This is a genomic window from Nocardioides halotolerans DSM 19273, assembly GCF_000422805.1.
GTDB classification, from domain to species: domain Bacteria; phylum Actinomycetota; class Actinomycetes; order Propionibacteriales; family Nocardioidaceae; genus Nocardioides; species Nocardioides halotolerans.
In genome coordinates this window covers 517,592-542,226 of record NZ_KE383923.1, presented here as the reverse complement: position 1 = coordinate 542,226, position 24,635 = coordinate 517,592, and the positions used below count along the sequence as shown (strand labels likewise).

Sequence of the window (24,635 nt, the reverse complement as noted above, 5' to 3'; positions counted from 1 at the left end):
CGTGTCGCTGCCCGTGGTCATCTACGTGCTCACCGCCCTCGCGGCGGTGGTCGTGGTGCTCACGCGCCTGCGGATGCGGGGCGGCCAGGGGGCCGGCCGGTTCCACGTCGGCAACCGCCTGCTCGACGTCCACACGGCGACGGGCGTGCTCGCGATCGCGGTCTGGACGACGTTCCTGATCGCGCCTGAGGACTCCCCGGTCGGCACCTCGACGTTCGGGATCATCGGGCTGGGGCTGTTCTGGATCGTCACGATCACCGGGCTGATGATCCTGGTCCGCTGGCTGCCGAGCCACGGCAAGCACGCCTCCGAGGCGGTGCAGGACACCTGGTCCGAGGGCCCGGGTCTCTCGGTGCTCGCCCACGTTGGCATGCTGGTCGGCGTGGTCCTCTTCACCTTCGCCTACCTGACCAACGCGGTGTGAGCCGGGTCCTCCGGAGCCTCGTCGCCCCGGTGGCGGCCCTGGTCGTGGCCGCGGGTGCGCCCGGCGTACCTGCCTCTGCTGCCACGGCGTCGTCGGTGTCGACGGCCCCCGGTCACGTGGCCGAGCGCGCCGGCAACGTCCTCGAGACCAGGGTGCTCGGACGATCGGCCCGCGGCCGCCCCATCACCGCCTGGCACCTCGACAGCCGGCCTCTCGACGGTCGTCGTGGTCCGACGGTCGTGCTGCTCGCGACCATGCACGGCAACGAGGGAGCGCCGCGGCAGATCCTGCGGACCCTGCGCAGCGCGCGGGTCATCCACGGCGTCGACCTGTGGGTGGTGCCGGTCTACAACCCCGACGGCTTCGCGGCCCACCACCGCCGCAACGCCCACGGCGTCGACCTCAACCGCAACTACCCCTACCACTGGGTCGACCTCGACGGGAGCTACGAGTCCGGCCCCCGCCCCGCCTCGGAGCCGGAGACGAAGGCGATGATGCGCTTCCTGCGCGACGTCGATCCCGCCTACCTGCTCAGCTTCCACCAGCCGCTGCACGGCGTCGACACCGACAACAAGCGACCGGGCTTCTCCCGGCATGTCGCACGCACGCTCCACCTGCCGGCCACGACCCTCGACTGCGGCGGGGTGTGCCACGGCACGATGACCGGCTGGTTCAACCACAACTTCCGCGGCTTCGCCCTCACCGTCGAGTACGGCGCGCACCCGCCGCGTCGGCTGATGGAGGCCGTCGCACCGCGCCAGGTGCTGCGGATCTTCGGCGCGTTCGGGTCCTTCACTAGCTCCCGTTGAAGGCCGGCTTCTCCTTGGCCACGAACGCCGCCACGGCGGTCCGGTGGTCGGCCGTGGCGCCGGTGCGGGTCATCATCTCGCCCTCCAGGGTCAGCGCCTCCTCGAAGGTGTGCGAGGCGGCATAGGCGACCGAGCGTCGGATCGCGCCGAGCGCGACCGTCGGGCCGGCGGCCAGCCGGGCAGCGACCTCGGCGACCGTCGACTCGAGCTCGTCGGCGGGCACGACCTGGGTCGCCAGGCCCAGCGACAGCGCCTCCTCCGCCTTGACCGTGCGCGGGAAGTAGAGGAGCTCCATCGCCCGGGCCGGTCCGACCAACCGCTGCAGGGTGTAGCTCGACCCGGTGTCGCAGGAGAGCGCGACGTTGGCGAACGCGAGGTTGAACCCCGCGGTGTCCGCCACGATGCGCAGGTCGCAGGCGAAGGCGAGCGACGCGCCGGCGCCGGCCGCGACGCCGTTCACCGCCGCGACGACGGGCTTCTCCATTGACGCGAGCGCCAGCACGGTCGGGTTGTAGTGCCGCTCGACGGTGGTGAAGAGCTCGTCGCTGCTGCCGCTCTCGAGGAGCGCGATGTGCTCCTTGAGGTCCTGGCCGGTGCAGAACGCGCGACCCGATCCGGTGAGCACGACGCAGCGCGCCGCGGGGTCCTCGGCCGCGTGCTGCACGGTCTCGCGGAGCAGCTCCTTGGTGGCGATGTCCAGGCTGTTCATCGCGTCGGGACGGTTCAGCCTGATGGTGGCGACGCCGTCGGTGAGGTCGTAGAGGACGGGAGCTTGCTCGGCGCGGGTCATCGAATCGGGCGCGGTCATGGAGGCAGTGTGCCTTGCACCACGGTCCATGAGGGATAATGGTCTCGCGCCCGTACGGCGTCCTCGGGTCCTCCGACCCGAGTCTTGTGTGGACGGAAAGGCAGGGTGCCGCATGGCGGCGATGAAGCCGCGGACCGGCGACGGTCCGATGGAGGTCACCAAGGAAGGTCGCGGCATCGTGATGCGCGTCCCCCTGGAAGGCGGAGGCCGCCTCGTCGTGGAGCTCAACGCCGAGGAGGCAGGCGAGCTCGGCGACAAGCTGAAGGACGTCGTGGGCTGATGACCCGCCGCGCGAGGTTCAGCTGATGGGTTCCGGGTCCCCACAGGCGTCCACCTCGAGGTGAGCTCCTCACCGACGCTGCCACCCCAGGCCTCCCCGCCCGAGTTCGCGGTGACGGCGACACGTCCGCACGCCCTCGCGGGCGTCGACGTGATCGCGCTGCCGGTGCTCCAGGGCGACGACGCCGCGGCACCGGTCCTCGGCCCGGGTGCCGACGAGCTCGAGGAGCTCCTCGGCGTCGACCTGCTCGCGGTGCTCGAAGGCGACCGCGCGACCGGCAAGGTCGGCGAGCTGACCGTGCTGCCGACGCCGCTCGGCGCGCCCGACAACGCCGACCTGCGCCAGGTCCTGCTGGTCGGGCTGGGCTCCGCGGGCGCCGACGACTTCCGGCGCGCCGGCGCGACGCTCGCCAAGGCGGTCCTCGACCGCGACGCGGTCGCCACGACCATCACCGCCGTCGACCCGGAGGTGGGTCTCCAGCAGTTCGTGGTCGGCATGAGCCTGGGCGCGTTCTCGTTCGTCCTGAAGAAGGAGCCTGCCGGCCCCGCACCGGCGGCCCGCGTCGTGCTGGGTGGCATGGCCGACGGCGACCGAGCCGCCCTGGAGCGGGCGGTCGCGATCGCCGGCGCGAGCTGGCGCGCCCGCACCCTCGCCTGGGTGCCGTCCAACCTCAAGAGCCCGGCGTGGCTGGCCGAGCAGGCGACGGCCCTGGGGTCCGAGGCCGGGCTGGACGTCACGGTCTGGGACGAGCAGAAGCTCGCCCGTGAGGGGTTCGGCGGCGTCCTCGCCGTCGGCCGGGCCTCGCCGACGCCGCCGCGGCTGATCCGCCTCGACTACCGGCCCTCCCGCAGGTCGCGGAGGACGAAGCCGGTCGTGCTGGTCGGCAAGGGCATCACCTTCGACACCGGCGGCCTGTCGATCAAGCCCGGCGAGGCCATGGTCAACATGAAGCGCGACATGACCGGCGGGGCCGTGGTCATGTCCGTCATGGCCGCGCTGGCCGCCGTCGGGTGCCCGGTGCCGGTCGTGGGGCTCGTCCCGGCCGCGGAGAACTCCATCGGCGGCGACGCGATGCGACCCGGCGACGTGGTCCGCCACTACGGCGGTCGCACCACCGAGGTCACCAACACCGATGCCGAGGGTCGGCTGGTGCTCGCCGACGCGATGGCGTGGGCCGTGGCGCACCTCGACCCGGCCGTGGTCGTCGACGTCGCCACGCTCACCGGCGCGATCAAGGTCGCGCTCGGCCAGCAGGTCGGCGGCGTCTTCGCCAACGACGACGCGCTGGCGGACGCCTTGCTCACCTCCGGCACGGCCACCGGCGAGCCGCTGTGGCGGTTCCCGCTGGCGTCGGTCTACGAGGACCGGCTCTCCTCGCGGGTCGCCGACGCCGACAACGCCGGCAGCGGGCCGGGCGCGATCATCGCCGCCCTGTTCCTCCAGCACTTCGCCGGCGACGTGCCGTGGGCCCACCTCGACCTCGCCTCCACCGGCGACGCGCCCGCCGACAGCTACGAGCTGGCCAAGGGGCCGACCGGCTTCGGCGCCCGGCTGCTCCTCGACTGGCTCGGCTCGCCCGAGCCCCTGGCCGGGGTGCGGGCGTCGTGAACGGCCTCACCGTCCGCTGGTCGCTCGCCGACGCGCCCGCCGGCGTCGAGGAGGCGCTCGCGACGTACGTCGCCGACACCTCGCACGCGCGGTTCAGCTCGATGACCGGGCTGCGCTTCAAGACCTGGCGCTACGTCGCGGGGGAGTGGTTCGAGGGCTGCTACGTCTTCGCCGACGACGCCGCCCGGGTGGCGTTCCAGGAGACGTTCACCGCGACCGCCGGCGAGTCGCCCGGCTCGCAGATCGTCGGGAGCCCGCCGGTCCTGATCGAGGCGTGCTCGGTCATGGCCGTGGCCGAGGGTGCTGCGGGCTTCGTGGCGGCGCCGCGCGTCGAGTGACCCCCGCCCGGGTCACTCCGACTCGGGCGTCCACTCCTTCTTCGCGAGCAGCAGGCCGTCACCGACGGGCAGCAGCAGGGGCACCAGGCTGTCGTCGGCGCCGACCTCGCGGATGAGCTCGCGGATCGCCAGCGTCTCGTCGTCGCGGACCGACGGGTCGGCGACGCGGTCGTGCCACAGCGCGTTGTCGAAGGCCACGACGCCGCCGGGCCGCAGGAGCCGCAGGGCCTCGCGCAGGCAGGCGGTGTACTCCGCCTTGTCGCCGTCGACGAACACGATGTCGTAGTGGCCGTCGGTGAGCCGGGGAAGCACGTCGAGGGCGGCGCCGGCGATGGTGCGGGCGCGCTGGGTCGGGATGCCGCCCTCGTTGAACGTCTCGCGCGCCAGCCGCTGGTGCTCGGTCTCGATGTCGACGGTGGTCAGGATGCCGTCGGACCGCATGCCGCGGAGCATCCAGAGCCCCGAGACGCCGGTGCCGGTGCCGATCTCCACCACCGCGCGGGCCTCCAGGACCGAGGCGAGGAACCGCAGCGCGGCCCCGCCGCCCGGGCCGATCGCGACGACGCCGACCTCCTCGGCACGCTCGCGGGCACGGGTGAGGACGTCGTCCTCGGCGACGAAGGCCTCCGAGTAGGACCAGCTCGCGCTGGAGATGGGGTCCGTCACGTCAGCAACCTAGCGCGATCGGGAACCGATCAGCGGGAACACCGCCGCACCGTCGTCCGTTCAGGACCATGACGGCTCACAGGCAACGTTCAGCAACACGGCGTAGCCTCGTCGTTCCCCCGAGCACCACCCGGCACCACCGAGCACCAGGAGACCCGAGGACCGATGGACGACGTTGCTGGCACTGAGCCGGGCGCCGTACCCACCTGGGACGAGATCGTCGACCAGCACTCCGACCGGGTCTACCGGCTCGCCTACCGCCTCACCGGCAACCGGCACGACGCCGAGGACCTCACCCAGGAGGTCTTCGTCCGGGTCTTCCGGTCGCTCTCGACCTACACGCCCGGCACGTTCGAGGGCTGGCTGCACCGGATCACCACCAACCTCTTCCTCGACGGCGCCCGTCGCAAGCAGCGGATCCGCTTCGACGCGATGACCGACGAGCGCGCCGACCGCCTGACCAGCCCGCTGCCGAGCCCGGACGCGGCGTACGCCGACCAGCGGTTCGACGACGACATCGAGCGCGCGATCGCGACCCTGCCGCCCGACTTCCGCGCCGCCGTGGTGCTGTGCGACGTCGAGGGGCTGTCCTACGAGGAGATCGCCGAGATCCTGGGCGCCAAGCTCGGCACCGTGCGGTCGCGGATCCACCGCGGGCGGGCTCTGCTCCGCAAGGCGCTCGCCCACCGCGCCCCGGCGACCGGCCGGGCGCGCTACTCCGGGCCGCTCACCGCGCCGCTCCGCTCCCTCCAGGGACGTCCATCGTGATGATCGGCCACCTCGGCGACCGCGTCAGCGCGCTCCTCGACGGCCAGATGGCGCCGGCCGAGGAGGAGCGGGCCTGGTCGCACGTGCACACCTGCCACCAGTGCCGCGACCTCGTCGAGCGCGAGGGCTGGGTCAAGACCCGGCTGGCCGGGCTGTCCTTCGACACGGCGTGCGCGCCGTCCTCGCTCAAGGGGTCGCTGCTCTCGTCGCTGGTCGCCGGGCTGCCGCCGGGCGACGTCTACCTCGCCGCCGAGCCGGACCCCCGGCCCCGGCGGGTCTCGCTGGTCGCCCTGGGCGGCGGTGCGGCCGGTGCGGCCGTGATGGGCGTCCTGGCGCTCGGCGCCGCGCCCGCGGACGCCCCGACCGTCGACCGGCGGGTGCCCTCGACCTCGATCACCACGCCGGTGCCGGCCGGGATGAGCGTCCACCAGCGCCGCGCCGTGCCCCAGCCCTGACCGGTCGGACCTGATCGACCAGCCCCTTCCCGTGTGGGATTTCGCTCCACCGGGAACAATGGGCGTGTGAACGACCAGCCGGGCGACCCGGGCTACGAGGAGACCCAGCCGTTCGGCACGTCGTTCGGTGCGCTGGGGCCGCGGCCCGACTGGACGCCCCCGTCAGCGTACCCGCCGCCCGGCTCGACCGCTCCGCTCCCGGTGTCGACGCCACCGGTCCACCTCGAGCGAGTGTCGGCGCGGCCCTCCGGCTGGGTGTGGCCGGCGACCGCGGTGCTCGCGCTGGTGCTCGGGCTCGGCGGCGGCGTCGCCGGCAGCGTGATCTACCACCGCACCAGCGACACGTCCGCGTCCGACGGCGGCACCGGCTCCGGGCTGACGTCGTCCAACGTCAGCACCGCCGCACCGATCAAGGGCGGCAGGTCCTCGGTCGCTGCCGTCGCGGCCGAGCTGCTGCCGAGCACGGTCCAGATCTCGGCCGAGTACGAAGGCCAGGAGAACGGCGCCACCGGCTCGGGGTTCGTCATCGACACCAACGGCCACATCGTCACCAACAACCACGTGGTCGAGCAGGCCGCCGACGACGAGGGCCCGATCGAGATCGTCGACCAGGACGGCAACCGCTACGACGCGACCGTCGTCGGCCGCTCCCCGGTCTACGACCTCGCCGTCCTCTACTCCGACCAGGCCAAGCAGATGAAGCCCGCCGCGCTGGGCGAGTCGGTGGTGCTGCACGTGGGCGATCCCGTCGTCGCGATCGGCTCGCCGCTCGGCCTCTCGTCCACGGTGACCGCCGGCATCGTCTCGGCGCTGCAGCGCCCGGTCACGACCGGCGACTCCGCCAGCGAGTCGTCGTACATCAACGCCGTGCAGACCGACGCCGCGATCAACCCCGGCAACTCCGGTGGCCCGCTGGTGAACATGCTGGGCCAGGTCATCGGCGTCAACTCCGCCATCGCGACCACCGGCGGCACCACCGGTGGTGACCAGGCCGGCAACATCGGCGTGGGGTTCGCGATCCCGATCGAGCAGGTCAAGGTGACCGCCGACCAGATCCTGCGCACCGGCGAGGCGCGCTACCCCGTCATCGGCGCCAAGGTGCAGACGGGCCAACGCGACGGCTCCGGCGCCGAGATCGACGAGGTCATCGAGGACACCCCGGCGGAGGACGCCGGGCTCGAGGAGGGTGACGTCGTGGTCGCCGTCGAGGGCCAGAAGGTCACCGACGGCATCGCCCTCATCGTCTCGATCCGCTCGCACCAGCCCGGCGAGACGCTGACCTTCACGGTCGTCCGCGACGGCGACGAGCAGGACATCGACGTCACGCTCGACTCCGAGGTCGGCTGACCGCAGCGCGGCCGGCTCCGTGCGAGCATCGGGGGGTGCGCATCACGGAGAAGTGCTCACTGGACGTGCCCGGAGGCCGGGCGTTCTGGTGGACCAAGTCGCTGTGGGCTGCGTCGGAAGGGCTGCCCGTGCTCCAGGTCGCCATCGCCGACATCCGCGAGTTCGACGAGGACTGCTGGTTCGGCGGTCGCGCGCCGAGCTGCCGTGAGGTCGCCGAGCACGCCCGCCGCATCCAGGAGGCGGACCTCGGACATCCCGTGATCCTGCACTCCGACGGCCAGCTCATGGACGGTGGCCACCGGATCGCCAAGGCCTGGCTCGAGGGCCGCGAGGCGGTCGACGCGGTGCGGTTCACCGTCGACCCGGAACCGGACTGGGTGGAGCTGGACCAGCCCTAGGACCTCCGGGTCTCCGACAGCAGGGTCCAGCTGCCCTCGGAGACGACCTCCATGGTCCCGTCGACGACCTGGAACGCCGTCTGGTCGTCCACGGCGTACGCCGGACCGTCGATCGTCGCGGCCCACGCCTTCGCCTCGGCCATCGTGTTGCCGGGCTGGTCGTCGCCGTTGACGTGCGGGCAGATCGAGAAGTCGACGACGCCCAGCGTGCGGTCGTCGCCGTTCGGCGGTCGCCACTGGATGAAGTCGTCGCCGACCTGCGGCGTCATCACCATGCTGCCCGAGCTCAGCCCCACCCACACGGTGTCGGTCAGCGAGGGGAGCAGGTCCACCAGCCCCGACTCGCGCATCCAGTGGCACAGGTAGAGCACGTCACCACCGGCGGCCAGCAGCACGTCGGCCTCGCGCACCTTCGGGACCCAGAGCTCCTCGTCGAGGGTCGGCAGCGCGGTCAGCTCGAGGACGCCCACCGACTTCCAGCCAAGGCTGACCATGGGGTTCCCGGACTCGCCGCTGATGAACTGCCAGACCCGCTCGCCCGGCCCGACCATCGGGTGCGCGTACATCGCTGTCGGGATGCACAGTGCGGTGCTCTCGTCGATCGGCTTGTCGAGCAGGCCGACGAGAGCCGCGTGGATGCTGGGGTTGGTGACCCCTCCGGAGGTCAGCAGGAGCTTCACGGGCGTCCTGACCGGCCGGGGCCCGCAAACTCATCGCCCGTCACAGCCACCGCCTCACGCGGCGAGCGTAGTCGTCGTAGGTCGCCCCGAACCGCTCGTGCAGGAACCGCTCCTCCGGGCGGATGGCACCCCAGAAGACCAGCAGCACGGCCGCCGGGAACAGGATCAGCCCCCACCCGGTCGGTGCGAGCAGCGCCAGCCCGAGGTGGAGCGCCAGCAGGCCGACGTAGAGCGGGTTGCGGGAGAGCCGGTAGGGCCCGTCCTCGATGACGGCGTACGTCGCCTGGCCGGGCAGCAGCCCGGTCTCGTGCCGCGCGAACAGCCACAGCGACCAGCCGTTCCACACCGCGAAGGCCAGCACCAGCACCCAGCCCATCGGGACCCGCCAGCCGCCCAGCGCGACCGGGTCGCCCCACGCCGACGTCGCCAGCCAGCCCGCGAGCAGCGGTGCCCCGATCGCGACCGGCGGCCAGAGCCGGAACGCGACGGTGTCCTCGGGTCCGCGCGTCATGCTCGCATTGTGGTCCTCGCACCTCAGCCATCGTGCGACGCCGGCCGCGCCACGGGGGCTGAGGGGGCGAGGCGTGCTGCGCCTGAGCCTCGAAGCCCGGTGGGCCGGGGCTGGGACCGGCCCACCGCTCGTCGAGCTTGTGTCGGCGCAGCCTCCGAGGTCGGAGCCTGCGCTGGGAGCTGCTCGGCTCGGGTGCCTTCGCTGCGGTGATCTCGACAGGCTCGATCAGCGGTGGTCGACCGGGTGCCTTCGCTGCGGGGATCTCGACAGGCTCGATCAGCGGTGGTCGACCGGGTGCCTTCGCTGCGGTGATCTCGACAGGCTCGATCGGCGGTGGTCGGCCGGGTGCCTTCCTTGCGGTGGCTGAGGTGCGAAGGCGTGCTGCGCCTGAGCCTCGAAGCCTCCGCAGCCTGCGCTGGGACTCAGCTCGTGACGTCGTCGTCGACGGCGGTCTCGGCCGGGTCGAAGGGGTGCTCGTCGATGAACTTGCGCGTCTCGACCCGCAGGTGGGCGATGTGCTCCTCGAGGTCGGCCTCGCTCACGCGCCACTGGCCTCGGCCGCCGATCTTGATGGCGGGGAGGTCTCCGCGGCGCACCATGGCGTAGACCTGCGCGACCGAGGTGTTGAGGATCTCGGCGACGTCCGGCAGCGTGAGGAAGCGCGGGAGGTCGGCCATGCGCCCCATCGTGGCACCTCAGGGGAACCACCTGCCTCATGGATCACCATCTGTGGACGAGCGGTGGCACCGTCAAGCCGTGCTGGGCATGATGTCGCTGTGGCTCTCAATCTCGGGGAGGCCACGGCTGCTGCGCCCGACCGCGGGCGTGCGCCGTCGGTCGGCGACGTGCCCCCGGCGCTGCGCGGGCAGCGTCCGGCGTGGCGCGACCCGCGGCTCTGGGTCGGCATCGTGCTGGTCGCCGCCAGCGTGGTCGTGGGCGCGCGGGTGCTTGCCTCGGCCGACGACACGGTGCAGGTCTGGGCCGCGGCGGGCGACCTCGGGGCGGGCCAGCGGGTCGAGGCCGACGACTTGGTCGCGCAGCGGGTGCGGTTCGCCGACCCCGACGCCCTCGCGGGCTACTTCACCGTCGACGACGAGCTCCCCGGCGACCTCGAGCTGACCCGCAGCGTGGCCGAGGGTGAGCTCCTCCCCAGGGCGGCGGTCGGCACGGCCGACACGAGCGGGCTGGTTGAGCTGCCCGTGGCCGTCGAGCCCGAGCTGGTCCCGCCGGGCGTCGGGCCGGGCGACGTGGTCGACGTCTACGTCGTCGCGCCGATCAGCGCCGACGCCCAGGCGGGCCAGGGCGACCAGCCGCCGCCGCAGGGCCCGGCCCTGACCGGCGCGACGGTCGTCGACGCGCCCGACCCGGCGTCGTCGTTCGGCACCAGCGGCAAGCGCCAGCTCGTGCTCGCCGTGCCAGAGGCCGACGCTCCGGCGTTCTTCGCCCTGCTGGCCCGCTACGACGCCCCGAGTCTCACCGTCGTGCGCCGCGGATGAGGGTCGTCCTGCTGCTCGCGGCGGGCGCGGCGTGGGAGACCCGGGCGCTGACGGTCCTCGGCGGCCGGCGCGACCTCGTCGTGCTCAAGCGCTGCGTCGACGTCCACGACCTGCTGGCGACCGCGACGTCGGGGCAGGCCGACGCGGCGGTCGTCTCGGTCGAGGCGCCGGGGTTCGACCTCGCCGCCGTCGACCACCTCACCCAGCACGGCGTCCGCGCGGTCACCGTCGTCGCCGACGAGCGCGGCATGGTGCGCGCGGGCCGCATCGGCGTGCGGTCGACCGTCCGCGTCGACGACCTCGAGGCGCTCCCCGAGACGATCACCAGCGACCACGAGCCGGTCCCGGAGCCGGCACCGGTCGCCGACGCGCCGGCGCCGATGGCGCCGACGGTGGGGCGGGTGGTCGCCGTCTGGGGTCCGGCGGGCGCACCGGGCCGCACCACGGTCGCGATCACGCTCGCCGCCGTGCTCGGCAGCCGCAGCCGCACCACGCTGGTCGACGCCGACCCGTGCGGCGGCACGGTGGCACAGGCGCTCGGCGTCCTCGACGAGGTGTCCGGGCTGCTCTCGGCCGCGCGGCTCGCCGGCAGCGGGATGCTGGAGGAACGGTTCGCCGGCGTGCAGCGCGCGTTCGACGAGCGGTTCACGGTGGTCACCGGCCTGCCGCGCCCCGACCGCTGGGCCGAGGTGCGGCCCGGCACCGTCGAGCTGCTCGCCGAGGTCGCGGGCCGTCAGGGCCACGTCGTGATCGACACCGGCTCCAGCCTCGACGACGACGACCTGGGTGGGCGGCCGGGGCGCAGCCGGCTCACGCTGGCCGCGCTCGACGTGGCCGACGAGGTGGTGGTCGTCGGCACCGCCGACCCCGTCGGACTCTCCCGGCTCGCGCGCGCCCTCGTCGACCTCCGCGAGCGGAGCCCCCTGGCGCGGGTGCGGGTCGTGGTCAACCGGATGCGGCCCACGATCGGCTGGAGCGAGCGCGACGTCACCCAGATGCTGTCCGACTTCGCGCAACCCGTCGGTCTGCACTTCCTGCCCGAGGATCGCCCGAACGCCGACCGCGCGCTGGTGACTGGGCGCACCCTGCTCGAGACCGCGGCCGACAGCCCGCTGACGGTGGCCATCGGCCGGCTCGCCGACGCGCTGGTCCCGCCGCCGGAGCCCGCCCGGCCCCGGGCGAGGGGCGGTCTCAGGCCGCGAACAGCAGGTACAGCCCGCCCGCGGTGAAGCAGATCATCGCCACCAGCAGCGACAGCTGGCCGGTGAGCTGGTGCTTCCTCGGCAGGAGGTGGATCGCCCGGTCATGGGCGGCGACGACGCCGACCACGTGACCGACGACGACGCAGACGACCTTGAGCGTCGCCAGGGCGGTCGGGTGGTAGGAGAAGAAGTAGGACACCTGCCAGTCGGCGGTGCCGAACCAGTTCGACCCGTTGCTGAACGGGTCGCTCATCAGGATCAGCGTGTTCTGGCCGACCTCGAGCAGGTAGGTCAGGTAGTGCGCGAGCACGTAGCCGATCACGATCGGCACGATCGAGTGCGCGAACTGGCCCGGCAGCTCGCGACGCCGCTGGTCGGGGCCGACGCCAGTGAGCATCGTGCCCGCCGTGAACACCAGCGCCACGACCAGCACGAACCCGAGCAGGCCGAGGTTGTTGAACAGGTGGGTCAGGCCGTTGTCCTGCACGAAGTCGCCCTGGATGAACTTCACCCAGCGCACCGAGTCCTTGAAGGAGTCGAACGCCGTGCTGCCGAACAGCACCGCCATCACCGCCACCAGGCCGGGCCGGATCGGGGTGGTGTCGAGGTTGGCGAGCGGGCTGCGCACCACCAGCCGCCCGCGACGCCGGCCCCACGCCGACATCCGCGAGACCAGCGTGGAGTAGACCTCGAACGGGTCGGCGCGCTCGTAGAAGGTGTTGCCGAACAGCGCGCCGCCGACCAGCATCGCCGCGACGTACGCCGCACACCAGAGCCGCACCGGGCCCAGCTCGGTCGCGAACGGGTAGACGAGCTCCATCCACACGAACAGGTAGAGCCCGACCGCCGCCGGCCAGTGACCCAGCCACGTCGGATAGGTGAAGACTCCGACGTCCGGGTCGCCCCCGGTGAGCTTGGCGAACACCGCGTTGACGGTCCGCACCGGGCTGATCGCCTTGTACGCCGGCCCGAACAGCAGCGACGCCGGCACGAAGCCGACCCACAGGAGGACGTAGAAGATGCCGAAGAACGGGTTGAGCAGGCTGTCCTCGCCGCCCACGGCGACCATGACGGTGTAGGCGAGCGCGAGGAGCCCGAACGCGCGCCAGGCCACGAACCACGGCCGCGAGCCGACGACCCCCGCCAGCCACGCCGGCGCCGGCCGGCCGGTGCGGTCGGCGTCGTAGCGCGGGGTCCGCCACGCGATCGCCAGCACCGTGAAGCTCACGGTCAGCGCCGCGACGGCGCCGGCGATGGTCAGCTCGAGCGGGATGGGCAGGTCCTTCGACCCGCCGATCCCGTGTGCGAGCACCTCGCCGAGCGAGGAGGAGTCCGCCAAGGTGGCTACTTCTTCACCTCGAGCTGGACGATCGTCTTCTCCAGCGCGTGCGACTCGACCTCGACGATGCCCGGCTTGTCGATCGTGAACGTCGGCAGCGTGGTGGTGCCGGCGGCGTACTCGAGCTCCTTCTCGGGGTCGGAGTGCACGTGGATCTCGCCGGCCGCGTCGGCCTGGACCACGAGCTCGATCGGCTGGCCGGTCTTGACCTCGACCCGGTCGCCGTTCGGCGTGACGTCGTCGCCCTCGATCGTGACCTGGATGGTCTTCTTGGCGAGGTCCTTGCCGTCGCCCGAGCCGCTGGAGTCGTCGTCACCGCAGCCGGCCAGGGCGGCCGCGCACACGACGAGGGTGAGGACAGCGAGCGCACGCCGCATCACGTCGTTCTCCTGACATGTCTGGAAGGTGGCCCGCGGAAGTGGTGCCGGGCCCTCACGATGGTGACGGACGGCCGTGTGGGCGTCCTGAGACCTCTGTAAGAATCCCACGAGGACCAAACGACGCGGACAGGGGTGTGGGCGTAGATGACCGAGCGACTGCGCCCGCGCGACCTCGCGTTCCTCGAGCTCGAGTCACCGACCAACCCGTGCCACAACGCCACGGTGGAGGTCTTCGACCCGACCGGCTCCTCCTTCGACTACGACCGGTTCGTGGCGCTGATCCTCGACCGGATCCCGTTCGTCCCGCGCTACCGCCAGCGGGTCCAGTCCGTGCCCGGGCACCTCGCCACGCCGGTCTGGGTCGACGACGACCACTTCGACATCGGCTACCACGTACGCCGGTCGGCGCTGCCCCGCCCGGGCAACACCGAGCAGCTGCGCGAGCTGGTCTCGCGGATCATCTCGCGCCCGCTCGACCGCGCCCGGCCGCTGTGGGAGATCTACTTCGTCGAAGGCCTCGGCGACGGCCGGGTCGCGCTGCTCTACAAGACCCACCAGGCGCTCGTCGACGGCGTCGAGACCGTCGACCTCGGCCAGGTGCTGCTCGACAAGGACCCCGACGCCAGGATCATCGGCGGGGAGGAGTGGCACCCCCACCGGCGCCCCTCCAGCACCGGCCTGCTGGTCGGCGCCCTCCACGACAACCTCACCGAGCCCGACACCGCGCTCGACACCGCGCGCCAGGCCGTCGGCTCGGCCCTGCGCACGGCGGAGCGGTTCACGACGAGCGCGGGCAAGGTGGTCGCCGGGCTGACGGGGCGGCGGCCCGATCGCGGCAACGCGCTCTCCGGCGAGCTCTCGCAGCAGCGGCGGGTGGTCGGGGTCGAGACCGACCTCGCCGACTACCGGACCATCCGCGACGCCCACGGCGGCACCGTCAACGACGTCATCCTGGCCACGCTCACCGGCGCGCTGCGCGCCTGGCTGATGACGCGGGCGGAGTCGATGGGCGGGCTCCGGCAGATCCACGCGGTGGTCCCGGTCTCGGTCATCGATCGCGAGCTCGAGGCCACCTCGCTCGGCAGCCAGATCGCGCCGCACTTCGTGACGCTCCCGATCGCCGAACCGAGCCCGGTGGTCCGGCTGCACCAGGTCTCCTACTCCTTCAAGGCCCACAAGGAGACCGGCCGCGCGGTGGCCGCCAACCGGCTGGCCGGCATCGCGGGGTTCGCGCCCACGACCTTCCACGCGATCGGCTCGCGGGTCGCGGCCGCGGAGGTGCGCCGCGACTTCCAGCTCTCGATCACCAACGTCCCCGGTCCGCAGTCGCCGCTCTACGCCGCCGGGGCCCGCATGGTGCGCACCTTCCCGATCCCGCCGCTGCTGCCCCGCCAGGCGCTGGCCATCGGCGTGACGTCCTACGACGGCCAGGTGTTCTACGGCATCACGGCCGACCGCGACCTGGTGCCCGACGCCGACGTCCTCGGCCAGTGCGTGACCGAGGCGCTGACCGAGCTGCTCGACACGGCCACCGGCAGCCGGCCGAAGACCCCGCGCGGCCGGCGCAAGAAGGCCGCCCCGAAGCCGTGAGCGCCCGCATCTACCTGCCCACCACGCTCGCCGGCCTGGCGCGGCTCCGCGACGAGGGGTCGCTCCCCGACTCGGCCGAGCGCTACGTCGCCGACGGCGACAGCGAGGAGCAGGAGTACGCCGCCCTGATGGCCGCGGCAGCCGAGTCGGCCGAGCTGCTCGGCGGCGCGGGCCGCCGGGTGGTGGTCGTGGCCGACCTCGCCGACCCGGACGGCGACGTACCCCTGCGCGACGTCGTCGCGGTGCACGCCGACCCGCACGACCGCCCGGCCGGGGCGGATCCGGAGGAGGACCTGGCGTGGTACGCCACCCAGGAGATCGGCGCTCTGCTGTCCGGATAGTGTCCGAGCCATGGACGCGATCACCTTTCCGCCGGCTCCCACCAACGAGCCGAACCTGACCTACGCGCCCGGCAGCCCCGAACGGGAGGCCCTGCTCGTGGAGGTCGAGAAGCTCGAGCGCCGCGAGAAGGACCTCAAGGCGCACATCGGCGGCCGGCGTAAGGCCGGCGGCGGGCCGGAGTTCAAGGTCGTGCAGCCGCACGACCACCAGCACGTGCTGGGCCGGTTCAAGGGCGCGACCCAGGCCGACACCCGCGCGGCGATCAAGGCCGCGACCGAGGCGGCGCCGGGGTGGCGCTCGCTCGACATGGACGAGCGCTGCGCCGTCCTGCTCAAGGCCGCCGACCTGCTCGCCGGCCCGTGGCGGCAGCGGATCAACGCCGCCACCATGCTCGGTCAGTCCAAGACGGCGTTCCAGGCCGAGATCGACTCGGCGTGCGAGCTCATCGACTTCTGGCGCTACAACGTCCACTACGCCAAGCAGATCCTCACCGACCAGCCGATCGCCAACAGCCCGGGCGTCTGGAACCGCACCGACCACCGGCCGCTCGAGGGCTTCGTCTACGCGATCACGCCGTTCAACTTCACCGCGATCGCCGGCAACCTGCCGACGGCCCCGGCCCTGATGGGCAACACCGTCATCTGGAAGCCGTCGCCCACCCAGCAGCTCGCCGCGTCGCTGACCATGGAGCTGCTCGAGGAGGCGGGCCTGCCGCCGGGCGTCATCAACATGCTGCCCGGTGACGGCATCGAGGTCTCCCAGGTCGCGCTGGCCCACCCCGACCTCGCGGGCATCCACTTCACCGGGTCGACGCCGACGTTCCAGCACCTGTGGCGCACCGTCGGCGAGAACATCGCCGGCTACCGGTCCTACCCCCGGATCGTCGGCGAGACCGGCGGCAAGGACTTCGTGCTCGCGCACCCGACCGCCGACCCCGACGTCGTGCGCACCGCGCTGATCCGCGGCGCGTTCGAGTTCCAGGGCCAGAAGTGCTCGGCCGCGTCGCGCGCCTACGTCGCGCGCTCGGTCTGGAACAAGATGCGCGACTCGTTCCTCGGCGAGGTCGAGGCGATCTCGATGGGCGACGTCACCGACTTCTCCAACTTCATGGGCGCGGTGATCGACGACCGGGCGTTCGCCAAGCACAAGGCCGCCGTCGACCGGGCGAAGCGCTCGCGCAAGCTCGACGTGCTGGTCGGCGGCACCCTGGACGACTCCGTCGGCTGGTTCGTACGGCCCACGGTCGTCGAGGGCGGCGACCCGACCGACGAGATGTTCTCCACCGAGTACTTCGGCCCGATCCTCGTCGTGCACGTCTACGACGACGGCGACTTCGAGAAGGTCGCACGCCAGCTCGAGGGGATCGCACCGTACGCGCTGACCGGGTCGATCATCGCCCGCGACCGGCGCGCGATCGCCTGGGCGCAGGAGGAGCTGCGCTTCGCGGCGGGCAACTTCTACATCAACGACAAGCCGACGGGCGCGGTGGTGGGGCAGCAGCCCTTCGGCGGCGGGCGCGCCTCGGGCACCAACGACAAGGCCGGCGCGGCGGTCAACCTCCTGCGCTGGACCTCGCCCCGCTCGATCAAGGAGACGCTGGTCCCGCCGACCGACTACCGCTACCCCTACATGGGATGACGCACCTGTCGCTCGTGGGGATGCACCTCGGTGGGCTGCATCCCTACGAGAAGGTGCTCACGCTGCTGCTCGCGTTCGGCCCGTTCATCGTGCTCGGCGTCGTGGTCGCCGTACGCCGGCGGCGCGAGGACGGCTCGGAGGACCCGCCCGGCTGAGTGCTACGACCCGGTCTGGGCGACGTGGACGCGCCCACCGGACTGGACGACGAACGCCTCGCGCAGCGCGGCGGGGTCGACGTCGAGGACGCGGAGCGAGTAGCGCAGGCCCTTGCGCTGCACGATCTCGAACATGCTGGCGTTGAGCCTCGTGTGGTCGACCTGCTGGAACCGCGGGTCGGTCGAGGGCACCAGCCGCACCCGCAGCAGCCGGCCGGTCCACCGGCGCTCGACCGCGACGGACTGCACGGCCTCCCACGGCACCGCGAGCTCGCCGAACTGCGAGCGCGCGAGGAGGCCGTCGCCGCGCAGCGCCAGCGGGACGTCGACCCTGCGCATCCGGGTCCAGCCGAAGACGTAGAGGCCCGACCAGAACACCCAGGCGACCACGAGCACGACCAGGACCACCAGGAGCGCGGTGTCGCCGAGGTCGAGGACCGCCGTCGCGAACCAGACCGCCGCCGTGAAGACCGCGGCGTAGACGACCAGGACGCCTGCCGCGAACAGGTCGAAGCGCGTGCGCGCGAGCGGGATCTCCACGGGTCGTCGGCTGGGCGTCAGCCGGCGAGGTACTGGCGGCCGACGGAGTTCTCGGCCTTCAGCGCCTTGCGCAGGAGGTCGGCGATCAGCGACTCGATCTTGCCGGCGACCAGGGGGATGTTCACCTTGATCTCCATCTGCACGGTCTCGGTCGTCGTACCCCCGGACTCGCGGAGCGCCACCGTGCCGGTCATGTGGCCGGGCTTGCCCGGGATGACGACCTCGACGCGGCCGGTCTCCATGTCGGACCAGTGCTCGGTCTGCACGAGCTGGATGTCGTCGCCCACGAACTTCTTCGCGAACCCGGGGATCCCATGCGCGGGCTGGACCATGTCGATGACGACCTTCATGCCGCCGCCGTCGGGGCCGACCGTGACGTCCTTGCGGGTCGCTCCGATGGCGTCGCAGACCTGCTCGCGGAACGCCGGGTCGAGCAGCATCTCGCCCACCGCGGTCAGCGGGGCGTCGTAGGTCAGGTCGTAGGTGAGTCGGGTCGCCATGTCAGTGCTCCTCCAGCCAGGAGACGCCGACCGAGCGCTCCACGTCCATGCCCTCGGCCACCTTCTGGGCCATGAGCTTCTCGAGCCGCCCGCCGATCAGCGGCACCTTCACCGTGATGTCGAGCTCCACGACCTCGGTGGTACCCCTCGCGCTCGGCTCCAGCCGGATCGTCCCGGACGTCGCGACCGGCTTGCCCGGCGACTCGATCACCAGGGTCCCGCCCGACGTGCTGCGCCACTCCTCGCGCTGGATCACGTGGGTCGACTCGCCCGCGAAGGTCCGCGTGAACGCCGGCAGGTCCCTGGTGTTCTGCTGCTGGTCGATGACCAGCGTGAACCCGTCGTCGCCCCGGTCGAGCTGCACGTCGGCCGAGATCACCTGCATCGCCTCGGCCGACATCCGCCGGAAGTCCGGGTCGGCCAGCATGGCGTACACCGCCTCCGGCGGCGCGTCGTAGGACAGCTCGTGGCGGAACCGCATGGCGCCCATCATGGCGGACGCCCGGCACCGACTCGCGTCGCCCGGCCCGGTGGCTACGGTGAGGACATGGCGCAGGAGCAGTCTGGAGCCCGGTCCGGAGCCCAGTCGGAGTCGGAGCAGTTCGTCTCGTTCGGGGAGCAGGGTGCCCAGCTCACCTACGGCAGCTACCTGAGCCTGCCGACGCTGCTCGACTCGCAGCACCTGGAGTCCGACCCGCCCGCTCACGACGAGCTGCTGTTCATCACGATCCACCAGGTCTACGAGCTGTGGTTCAAGCAGCTGCTCCACGAGGCGGCCGCCGCGCGCAACGCGATGTCGCACGGCGAGCTGTGGTGGGCCCAGCACCTGCTGCAGCGGATGCACGTCATCGAGCGCGTGCTGGTGCACCAGGTCGACGTGCTCGAGACGATGACCCCCCAGGACTTCCTCGAGTTCCGGCAGCGGCTGGCCCCGGCCAGCGGCTTCCAGTCCGTGCAGTTCCGGGAGCTGGAGTTCCTCTCCGGGGCCAAGGACCCGGCGTACGTCCAGCGGTTCAAGGGGCTCACCGAGGCAGAGCAGGCGCGCCTGCGGCAGCGGCTGGAGGAGCCGACCCTGTGGGACGCGTTCCTCGACGTGCTCCGCACCCGCGGGCTCCCGGCCGGCTCCGACGACGAGATCCGCGAGTCGCTGCGCACGGCCGCCCACGACCGGTCGCAGTACGCCGACATCTGGGCCGTCAGCGAGGCGCTGCTCCAGCACGACGAGCTCGCCGCCAACTGGCGCGCCCGCCACGTGACCATGGTCGAGCGGATGATCGGAAGCAAGTCCGGCACCGGCGGGTCGAGCGGCTCGACGTACCTCCGCGGCCGGCTGCCGCTGCGCTACTACCCGCTGCTCTGGGGCCTGCGCTCCGAGCTCTAGAGCTTCCCCGGCCCGCAGACGGATCGGGAAGCGGGCGGGGACTAACCTCGGGCTTGTGTCAACGACGACGCACCAGGCGACAGAGCAGTCCAAGGCCGAGCTGGTCGACAAGGCGATCAGCGTGGCCCAGGCAGGGAAGGGCAGCGGTGGCCCGCCGCACGACGAGGTCGGCGCGCTGGTCAAGGCCTACTACCGCCACGTGGCCCCCGAGGACCTCGTCGAGCGCTCCGACGTCGACCTCTACGGCGCCTTCGCGTCGCACTACAAGCTCGCCCTGGAGCGGCCGCAGGGCACCGCACGGGTGCGTGTGACCACGCCGACGCTGGCCGAGCAGGGCTGGTCGGCCAGCGGGCACAGCGTGGTCGAGGTCGTGGTCGACGACATGCCCTTCCTCGTCGACTCGCTGACGATGGAGCTCTCGCGGCAGCTGCGCGACGTGCACGTCGTGATCCACCCGGGCTTCGACGTCGTGCGCGACATCACCGGCGCCCTCCAGTCGGTCCGCGCCGTGTCCGACGGGGCGCTCGAGCCCGACGGCGAGGCCGTGCGCGAGTCGTGGATGCACGTCGAGATCGACCGGCTGCCCGACGGCGACGACCCCGACGCGATCGTCGAGGACATCCAGCGGGTGCTGCGCGACGTCCGCGAGGCGGTCGAGGACTGGGGCAAGATGCACTCCCAGGTCGAGGCCATCGTCGCCGACCTGCGGAGCAGCCCGCCGCCGCTCGACGCCGAGGAGGTCCGGCAGGCCGCCGAGCTGCTCGAGTGGCTGGCCAACGAGCATTTCACATTCCTCGGCTACCGGGAGTACAGGCTCGAGCGACACGACGACGGCGACCACCTGCGCGCGATGCCCGGCACCGGCCTGGGCATCCTGCGCTCCGACACCGACATGTCCGAGTCGTCCGGCAAGCTGCCGGAGGCGGTGGCGGACAAGGCGCGCGAGAAGGCGCTGCTGGTGCTGGCCAAGGCCAACTCCCGCGCGACCGTGCACCGCCCGGCCTACCTCGACTACGTCGGCGTGAAGACCTTCGACGCGAACGGCGAGGTCGACGGCGAGCGTCGCTTCCTCGGGCTGCTCGCCAGCGCGGCGTACACCGAGAGCCTGACGCGGATCCCGCTGATCCGCGAGAAGACCAAGGAGGTCCTCAAGCGCAGTGGCTTCGACCCGCGCAGCCACGCCGGCAAGGCGCTGATGGACACGCTCGAGACCTACCCCCGCGACGAGCTGCTGCACACCCCCATCGACGAGCTCGCGCCCATGACCGAGGCCGCGATGAGCGCCCGGGAGCGCCGTGCGGTGCGGATGCTCATCCGCCGCGACACCTACGGCCGCTACGTCTCGGTCCTCGTCTACCTGCCCCGCGACCGCTACAACACGGGCGTCCGCGAGCGCTTCGAGCGGATCCTCCAGGACCAGCTGCACGGCGAGTCCATCGACTTCACGGTCCGCATCAACGAGTCGACGACGGCGCGCGTGCACTTCGTCGTGCACCTGCCCAAGGGCGACGAGATCCCCGACGTCGACACGGCCGACCTCGAGCGCCGCCTGACCGAGGCGTCCCGCTCGTGGCGCGACGACTTCGTGCAGGCCGTCAACGCGGAGTACGGCGAGGAGGTCGGCACCATCCTCGGGCGCCGGTACGCCGACTCGTTCCCCGAGGCCTACAAGGAGGACTTCGCGGCCCGCACCGCTGCGGTCGACCTGGGCCGGCTCGAGGCGATCCGCACCGAGGGCCCGGACGACGGCGGCCTCGACCTCTCGCTCTACGAGCACCTCGACGCCGGCCCCGGAGAGGCGCGGCTGAAGGTCTACCGCATCGGCGTCCCGCTGTCGCTCTCCGAGGTGCTGCCGATGCTCTCCTCGATGGGCGTCGAGGTCCTCGACGAGCGTCCCTACTCGCTCGAGGGCCTCGAGCGGCAGTCGATGATCTACGAGTTCGGCCTGCGGTACGGCGACCGCCTCCCCAGCGGCTCGCGGGAGCTGTTCCAGGACGCCCTTCGGGCGGTGTGGGAGGGCTACAACGAGATCGACGGCTTCAACGCGCTGGTCCTCGGCGCCGGGCTGACCTGGCGGCAGGCGACGGTGCTGCGCGCCTACGCGAAGTACATGCGCCAGGGCAACAGCCCCTTCGCGCAGGACTACATCGAGGGCGCGCTGCGCGGGAACGTCGACCTGACGCGGCTGCTCGTCGCGCTGTTCGAGGCGAGGTTCGACCCCGAGCGCGACGAACCCCAGGAGGAGGAGCGCATCGAGAAGCGCATCCTCGCGGCGCTCGACGACGTGGCCAGCCTCGACCACGACCGGATCCTGCGGTCCTACCTCACCCACATCAAGGCGACGCTGCGCACCAACTACTTCCAGGAGGCCCGGCCCGACGAGGGTGCCGGCGGCGGTCCGCACGCCTACATGTCCTTCAAGCTCGAGCCCTCGTCGATCCCCGACCTGCCGCAGCCGCGGCCGAAGTTCGAGATCTTCGTCTACTCACCGCGGGTCGAGGGCGTGCACCTGCGCTTCGGCCCGGTGGCGCGCGGAGGCCTGCGCTGGTCGGACCGCCGCGACGACTTCCGCACCGAGGTGCTGGGCCTGGTCAAGGCGCAGATGGTGAAGAACACGGTGATCGTGCCGGTCGGCGCCAAGGGCGGGTTCTTCTGCAAGCAGCTCCCCGACCCGGGCAACCGCGACGCGTGGCTGGCCGAGGGGGTCGCCTGCTACAAGACCTTCATCTGCGGCCTGCTCGACATCACCGACAACCTCGTCGACGGCGAGACCGTGCCGCCGAAGGGCGTCCGCCGCCACGACGGCGACGACTCCTACCTCGTGGTCGCCGCGGACAAGGGCACGGCGACGTTCTCGGACATCGCCAACGGCGTCTCGCGGGACTACGGGTTCTGGCTGGGCGACGCGTTCGCCAGTGGCGGTTCGGTCGGCTACGACCACAAGGCGATGGGCATCACCGCTCGCGGCGCGTGGGTCTCGGTGCAGCGGCACTTCCGCGAGCGCGGGATCGACTGCCAGACCGAGGAGTTCACCGCGGTCGGCATCGGCGACATGAGCGGCGACGTGTTCGGCAACGGGCTGCTGTGCTCCGAGACCACGAGGCTGGTCGCGGCGTTCGACCACCGCGACATCTTCCTCGACCCCGCACCGGACCCGGCGGCGTCGTACGCCGAGCGGCGGCGGCTCTTCGACCTGCCGCGCTCGAGCTGGCAGGACTACGACAAGAGCCTGATCTCCGAGGGTGGCGGGGTCTACTCGCGCTCGCTGAAGAAGGTGCCGCTCAACGACGCCGTGCGCGGCGCCCTCGGCATCGACGAGTCGGTGCAGACCATGACGCCGGCCGAGCTGATGAAGGCGATCCTCAAGGCGCCCGTCGACCTGCTCTGGAACGGCGGCATCGGCACCTACGTCAAGGGCGAGGGCGAGAGCCACGCCGACGTGGGCGACAAGGCCAACGACGCCATCCGGATCAACGGCTCGGAGCTGCGGGCGCGGTGCGTGGGGGAGGGCGGCAACCTCGGCCTCACCCAGGCCGGCCGCATCGAGTACGTGCTGAGCGGCGGCGATGCCGGAGGCGCGAACGAGGAGGGGGGGCGGATCAACACCGACTTCATCGACAACTCGGCCGGCGTGGACACCTCCGACCACGAGGTCAACATCAAGATCCTGCTCGATCGCGTGGTCAAGGACGGCGACCTCACCGCCAAGCAGCGCAACAGCCTGCTGGCCGAGATGACCGACGAGGTCGCGGACCTCGTGCTGCGCGACAACTACGAGCAGAACCTCGCGATCGCGAACGCCGTGGCCCACGCGCCCTCGCTGCTGCACGTGCACGAGGACTTCATGCGCCGCCTCGAGCAGGCCGGCACCCTCGACCGAGAGATCGAGGGCCTGCCGTCGCGCCGGGCGGTCCGGCGCCGCCTCGACCGCGGCCAGGGGCTCACCCCGCCCGAGCTCGCCGTGCTGCTCGCGTGGACCAAGATCGTGCTGGCCGAGGAGCTGCTGGCCGGTGACCTCCCCGACGACCCGTACCTCGACCTCGACCTGAAGGCGTACTTCCCGACGCCGATGCGCGAGCGGTTCCGGTCGCACATCGAGGCCCACCCGCTGCGCCGCGAGATCATCGTGACCCAGGTCGTCAACGACCTCGTCAACGGTGCCGGCATGACCTACTGGCCGCGGCTGGCCGACGAGACCGGGGCCACCATCGCCGACCTCACCCGGGCCAACTTCGTGGCGCGCGAGATCTACGCGTCACTGCCGCTGCGCGACGAGCTGAAGTCCTACGACAACAAGATCGACGCGCGGGTGCAGACCTCGATGCGGATCCAGATGCGCACCCTGGTCGAGCGGGCGTCGCGGTGGCTGGTCAACAACCGCCGGCCGCCGATGGCCAGCCAGGCCACCGTCGACGCCTTCGCCGGGCCGGTGCAGGCGACGATGGGGCGGCTGCCCGAGCTCATGACAGGGCGCGAGCTCGAGGCGTTCCAGGAGCGGCAGGCGGGCTACGAGCGTCGTGGGGTCCCGGAGGACCTCGCCCGACGGGTGGCGGTGCTCGAGCCGGCGTACATGCTGCTCGGGCTGGTCGAGGTCGCCCAGCGCTCCTCGGAGTGGGGCGAGGAGCTCTCGCCCGAGGACGTCGCGCGGGTGCACTTCGCGCTCGGCGAGCGGCTCGGGCTGCCGGTGCTGCTGCAGCGGATCGTCGCGCTCCCGCGCGCGGACAAGTGGCAGACGATGGCGCGGGCCTCGCTGCGCGACGACCTGCACGCCGTGCACACGGCGCTGACCGCGCAGGTGCTGCGCACCACCTCGCCGGACGACGCCGGGCCGGCCCGCATTGCCGCGTGGGAGGCCAGCGAGGCCGAGCTGGCCCGCCGCGCCACCGAGACCCTCGAGCAGATCTGCGCCGACGACGACGGCGACCTGGCCAGGATGTCCGTGGGCCTGCGGGTCGTGCGGGGGCTGCTCGCCGGCTGAGC

General features: G+C 72.2%; 27 protein-coding genes. 17 read left to right on the top strand and 10 right to left on the bottom strand.

What is annotated here, in order from left to right; genetic code table 11:
* Position 1 precedes the first annotated feature (1 nt).
* Positions 2–424: a hypothetical protein gene (locus tag G514_RS0117460; RefSeq protein WP_028652806.1), complete on the top strand. Its 423-nt coding sequence runs from the start codon at positions 2–4 to the stop codon at positions 422–424.
* Positions 421–1,233 carry a M14 family metallopeptidase gene (locus G514_RS0117455; protein WP_028652805.1) on the top strand — a complete coding sequence of 271 codons (813 nt, stop codon included), beginning with the start codon at positions 421–423 and terminating at the stop codon, positions 1,231–1,233. Before G514_RS0117460 ends, G514_RS0117455 begins: the two co-directional genes overlap by 4 nt.
* Here the strand turns inward: G514_RS0117455 and G514_RS0117450 are convergent.
* A complete protein-coding gene (locus tag G514_RS0117450) occupies positions 1,220–2,041 on the bottom strand; it encodes an enoyl-CoA hydratase-related protein (RefSeq protein WP_084152185.1) in 822 nt (273 codons plus the stop codon). The two genes, G514_RS0117455 and G514_RS0117450, sit on opposite strands and share 14 nt — an antisense overlap.
* Positions 2,042–2,153: 112 nt before the next feature.
* On the opposite strand from G514_RS0117450, the gene G514_RS29950 reads away from it, so the two are divergent.
* Genes G514_RS29950 through G514_RS0117435 form a run of 3 tightly spaced genes read left to right on the top strand, consistent with a single transcriptional unit; the run spans position 2,154 to position 4,267 of the window.
* Complete coding sequence (locus tag G514_RS29950) at positions 2,154–2,321, top strand: DUF3117 domain-containing protein (RefSeq protein WP_084152184.1); 168 nt, start codon at positions 2,154–2,156, stop codon at positions 2,319–2,321.
* 60 nt (positions 2,322–2,381) lie between these two features.
* The gene (locus G514_RS0117440) at positions 2,382–3,929 is read left to right on the top strand and encodes a leucyl aminopeptidase family protein (RefSeq protein ID WP_028652803.1); all 1,548 of its coding nucleotides are present in this window, start codon (positions 2,382–2,384) and stop codon (positions 3,927–3,929) included.
* The gene (locus G514_RS0117435) at positions 3,926–4,267 is read left to right on the top strand and encodes a hypothetical protein (protein WP_028652802.1); all 342 of its coding nucleotides are present in this window, start codon (positions 3,926–3,928) and stop codon (positions 4,265–4,267) included. Before G514_RS0117440 ends, G514_RS0117435 begins: the two co-directional genes overlap by 4 nt.
* A 12-nt stretch (positions 4,268–4,279) precedes the next feature.
* On the opposite strand, the gene G514_RS0117430 is transcribed toward G514_RS0117435, so the two are convergent.
* Positions 4,280–4,933 carry an O-methyltransferase gene (locus G514_RS0117430; RefSeq protein WP_028652801.1) on the bottom strand — a complete coding sequence of 218 codons (654 nt, stop codon included), beginning with the start codon at positions 4,931–4,933 and terminating at the stop codon, positions 4,280–4,282.
* 165 nt (positions 4,934–5,098) lie between these two features.
* Here G514_RS0117430 and sigE point away from each other — a divergent pair, with 165 nt between their 5' ends.
* From sigE to G514_RS0117410, 4 genes are all read left to right on the top strand, one after another.
* On the top strand, positions 5,099–5,701 hold the full coding sequence (sigE, locus tag G514_RS27455; protein ID WP_051247632.1) for an RNA polymerase sigma factor SigE: 603 nt from the start codon (positions 5,099–5,101) through the stop codon (positions 5,699–5,701).
* Positions 5,698–6,156: a hypothetical protein gene (locus G514_RS29440; protein ID WP_157544936.1), complete on the top strand. Its 459-nt coding sequence runs from the start codon at positions 5,698–5,700 to the stop codon at positions 6,154–6,156. The genes sigE and G514_RS29440 overlap by 4 nt, the downstream gene beginning before the upstream one ends.
* Positions 6,157–6,222: 66 nt before the next feature.
* Positions 6,223–7,503 carry a S1C family serine protease gene (locus tag G514_RS27445; RefSeq protein ID WP_051247631.1) on the top strand — a complete coding sequence of 427 codons (1,281 nt, stop codon included), beginning with the start codon at positions 6,223–6,225 and terminating at the stop codon, positions 7,501–7,503.
* A 35-nt stretch (positions 7,504–7,538) separates the two neighbouring features.
* Positions 7,539–7,901, top strand: a complete 363-nt coding sequence (locus G514_RS0117410; RefSeq protein WP_084152182.1) for a hypothetical protein — start codon at positions 7,539–7,541, stop codon at positions 7,899–7,901.
* Here the strand turns inward: G514_RS0117410 and G514_RS0117405 are convergent.
* The 3 genes from G514_RS0117405 to G514_RS0117395 all read right to left on the bottom strand — a co-directional run bounded on the left by G514_RS0117405 (position 7,898) and on the right by G514_RS0117395 (position 9,769).
* Entirely contained in the window at positions 7,898–8,581 is a 684-nt protein-coding gene (locus G514_RS0117405; RefSeq protein WP_028652798.1) for a Type 1 glutamine amidotransferase-like domain-containing protein, read from the bottom strand. The two genes, G514_RS0117410 and G514_RS0117405, sit on opposite strands and share 4 nt — an antisense overlap.
* Before the next feature lie 40 nt (positions 8,582–8,621).
* Positions 8,622–9,092: a methyltransferase family protein gene (locus tag G514_RS29435; protein ID WP_051247628.1), complete on the bottom strand. Its 471-nt coding sequence runs from the start codon at positions 9,090–9,092 to the stop codon at positions 8,622–8,624.
* A 422-nt stretch (positions 9,093–9,514) separates the two neighbouring features.
* The gene (locus G514_RS0117395; protein ID WP_028652797.1) at positions 9,515–9,769 is read right to left on the bottom strand and encodes a helix-turn-helix domain-containing protein; all 255 of its coding nucleotides are present in this window, start codon (positions 9,767–9,769) and stop codon (positions 9,515–9,517) included.
* 99 nt (positions 9,770–9,868) lie between these two features.
* On the opposite strand from G514_RS0117395, the gene G514_RS29430 reads away from it, so the two are divergent.
* Both G514_RS29430 and G514_RS27430 read left to right on the top strand, forming a co-directional pair.
* On the top strand, positions 9,869–10,588 hold the full coding sequence (locus tag G514_RS29430; RefSeq protein WP_051247626.1) for a CpaB family protein: 720 nt from the start codon (positions 9,869–9,871) through the stop codon (positions 10,586–10,588).
* Positions 10,585–11,817 carry a CpaE/TadZ family protein gene (locus G514_RS27430; protein WP_051247624.1) on the top strand — a complete coding sequence of 411 codons (1,233 nt, stop codon included), beginning with the start codon at positions 10,585–10,587 and terminating at the stop codon, positions 11,815–11,817. The genes G514_RS29430 and G514_RS27430 overlap by 4 nt, the downstream gene beginning before the upstream one ends.
* On the opposite strand, the gene G514_RS0117380 is transcribed toward G514_RS27430, so the two are convergent.
* Positions 11,780–13,129: a hypothetical protein gene (locus G514_RS0117380; protein ID WP_028652796.1), complete on the bottom strand. Its 1,350-nt coding sequence runs from the start codon at positions 13,127–13,129 to the stop codon at positions 11,780–11,782. The genes G514_RS27430 and G514_RS0117380 overlap by 38 nt on opposite strands.
* Before the next feature lie 5 nt (positions 13,130–13,134).
* Complete coding sequence (locus tag G514_RS0117375; RefSeq protein ID WP_028652795.1) at positions 13,135–13,506, bottom strand: cupredoxin domain-containing protein; 372 nt, start codon at positions 13,504–13,506, stop codon at positions 13,135–13,137.
* Positions 13,507–13,653: 147 nt separating this feature from the next.
* On the opposite strand from G514_RS0117375, the gene G514_RS0117370 reads away from it, so the two are divergent.
* Genes G514_RS0117370 through G514_RS30445 form a run of 4 tightly spaced genes read left to right on the top strand, consistent with a single transcriptional unit; the run spans position 13,654 to position 17,234 of the window.
* Positions 13,654–15,099: a WS/DGAT/MGAT family O-acyltransferase gene (locus G514_RS0117370; protein WP_028652794.1), complete on the top strand. Its 1,446-nt coding sequence runs from the start codon at positions 13,654–13,656 to the stop codon at positions 15,097–15,099.
* A complete protein-coding gene (locus G514_RS0117365) occupies positions 15,096–15,440 on the top strand; it encodes a DUF6912 family protein (RefSeq protein ID WP_028652793.1) in 345 nt (114 codons plus the stop codon). The genes G514_RS0117370 and G514_RS0117365 overlap by 4 nt, the downstream gene beginning before the upstream one ends.
* Before the next feature lie 10 nt (positions 15,441–15,450).
* Positions 15,451–17,079, top strand: a complete 1,629-nt coding sequence (pruA, locus tag G514_RS0117360) for an L-glutamate gamma-semialdehyde dehydrogenase (protein WP_028652792.1) — start codon at positions 15,451–15,453, stop codon at positions 17,077–17,079.
* Complete coding sequence (locus G514_RS30445) at positions 17,076–17,234, top strand: hypothetical protein (protein ID WP_157544934.1); 159 nt, start codon at positions 17,076–17,078, stop codon at positions 17,232–17,234. The genes pruA and G514_RS30445 overlap by 4 nt, the downstream gene beginning before the upstream one ends.
* A gap of 3 nt (positions 17,235–17,237) precedes the next feature.
* On the opposite strand, the gene G514_RS0117350 is transcribed toward G514_RS30445, so the two are convergent.
* Genes G514_RS0117350 through G514_RS0117340 form a run of 3 tightly spaced genes read right to left on the bottom strand, consistent with a single transcriptional unit; the run spans position 17,238 to position 18,755 of the window.
* A complete protein-coding gene (locus G514_RS0117350) occupies positions 17,238–17,774 on the bottom strand; it encodes a hypothetical protein (protein ID WP_028652791.1) in 537 nt (178 codons plus the stop codon).
* Positions 17,775–17,791: 17 nt separating this feature from the next.
* Positions 17,792–18,274 (bottom strand): DUF2505 domain-containing protein, encoded by a 483-nt coding sequence (locus tag G514_RS0117345; RefSeq protein WP_028652790.1) that lies wholly within the window; start codon positions 18,272–18,274, stop codon positions 17,792–17,794.
* A 1-nt stretch (position 18,275) separates the two neighbouring features.
* Positions 18,276–18,755, bottom strand: a complete 480-nt coding sequence (locus G514_RS0117340; protein WP_028652789.1) for a DUF2505 domain-containing protein — start codon at positions 18,753–18,755, stop codon at positions 18,276–18,278.
* A gap of 66 nt (positions 18,756–18,821) precedes the next feature.
* On the opposite strand from G514_RS0117340, the gene G514_RS0117335 reads away from it, so the two are divergent.
* Together G514_RS0117335 and G514_RS0117330 are read left to right on the top strand one after the other, a co-directional pair.
* The gene (locus tag G514_RS0117335; protein ID WP_028652788.1) at positions 18,822–19,655 is read left to right on the top strand and encodes a tryptophan 2,3-dioxygenase family protein; all 834 of its coding nucleotides are present in this window, start codon (positions 18,822–18,824) and stop codon (positions 19,653–19,655) included.
* A 55-nt stretch (positions 19,656–19,710) separates the two neighbouring features.
* Positions 19,711–24,633, top strand: a complete 4,923-nt coding sequence (locus G514_RS0117330; protein ID WP_028652787.1) for an NAD-glutamate dehydrogenase — start codon at positions 19,711–19,713, stop codon at positions 24,631–24,633.
* The last annotated feature ends 2 nt before the right edge of the window (positions 24,634–24,635 follow it).

Bases quoted from the DNA above. Each gene is read 5' to 3' on its own strand.
- G514_RS0117375 (WP_028652795.1), bottom strand. From the start codon at position 13,506: ATGCGGCGTGCGCTCGCTGTCCTCACCCTCGTCGTGTGCGCGGCCGCC.
- G514_RS0117395 (WP_028652797.1), bottom strand. From the start codon at position 9,769: ATGGCCGACCTCCCGCGCTTCCTCACGCTGCCGGACGTCGCCGAGATC.
- G514_RS0117450 (WP_084152185.1), bottom strand. From the start codon at position 2,041: ATGACCGCGCCCGATTCGATGACCCGCGCCGAGCAAGCTCCCGTCCTC.
- G514_RS29435 (WP_051247628.1), bottom strand. From the start codon at position 9,092: ATGACGCGCGGACCCGAGGACACCGTCGCGTTCCGGCTCTGGCCGCCG.
- G514_RS27430 (WP_051247624.1), top strand. From the start codon at position 10,585: ATGAGGGTCGTCCTGCTGCTCGCGGCGGGCGCGGCGTGGGAGACCCGG.
- G514_RS29950 (WP_084152184.1), top strand. From the start codon at position 2,154: ATGGCGGCGATGAAGCCGCGGACCGGCGACGGTCCGATGGAGGTCACC.
- G514_RS30445 (WP_157544934.1), top strand. From the start codon at position 17,076: ATGACGCACCTGTCGCTCGTGGGGATGCACCTCGGTGGGCTGCATCCC.
- sigE (WP_051247632.1), top strand. From the start codon at position 5,099: ATGGACGACGTTGCTGGCACTGAGCCGGGCGCCGTACCCACCTGGGAC.
- G514_RS0117345 (WP_028652790.1), bottom strand. From the start codon at position 18,274: ATGGCGACCCGACTCACCTACGACCTGACCTACGACGCCCCGCTGACC.
- G514_RS0117340 (WP_028652789.1), bottom strand. From the start codon at position 18,755: ATGCGGTTCCGCCACGAGCTGTCCTACGACGCGCCGCCGGAGGCGGTG.
- G514_RS0117335 (WP_028652788.1), top strand. From the start codon at position 18,822: ATGGCGCAGGAGCAGTCTGGAGCCCGGTCCGGAGCCCAGTCGGAGTCG.
- pruA (WP_028652792.1), top strand. From the start codon at position 15,451: ATGGACGCGATCACCTTTCCGCCGGCTCCCACCAACGAGCCGAACCTG.
- G514_RS0117370 (WP_028652794.1), top strand. From the start codon at position 13,654: ATGACCGAGCGACTGCGCCCGCGCGACCTCGCGTTCCTCGAGCTCGAG.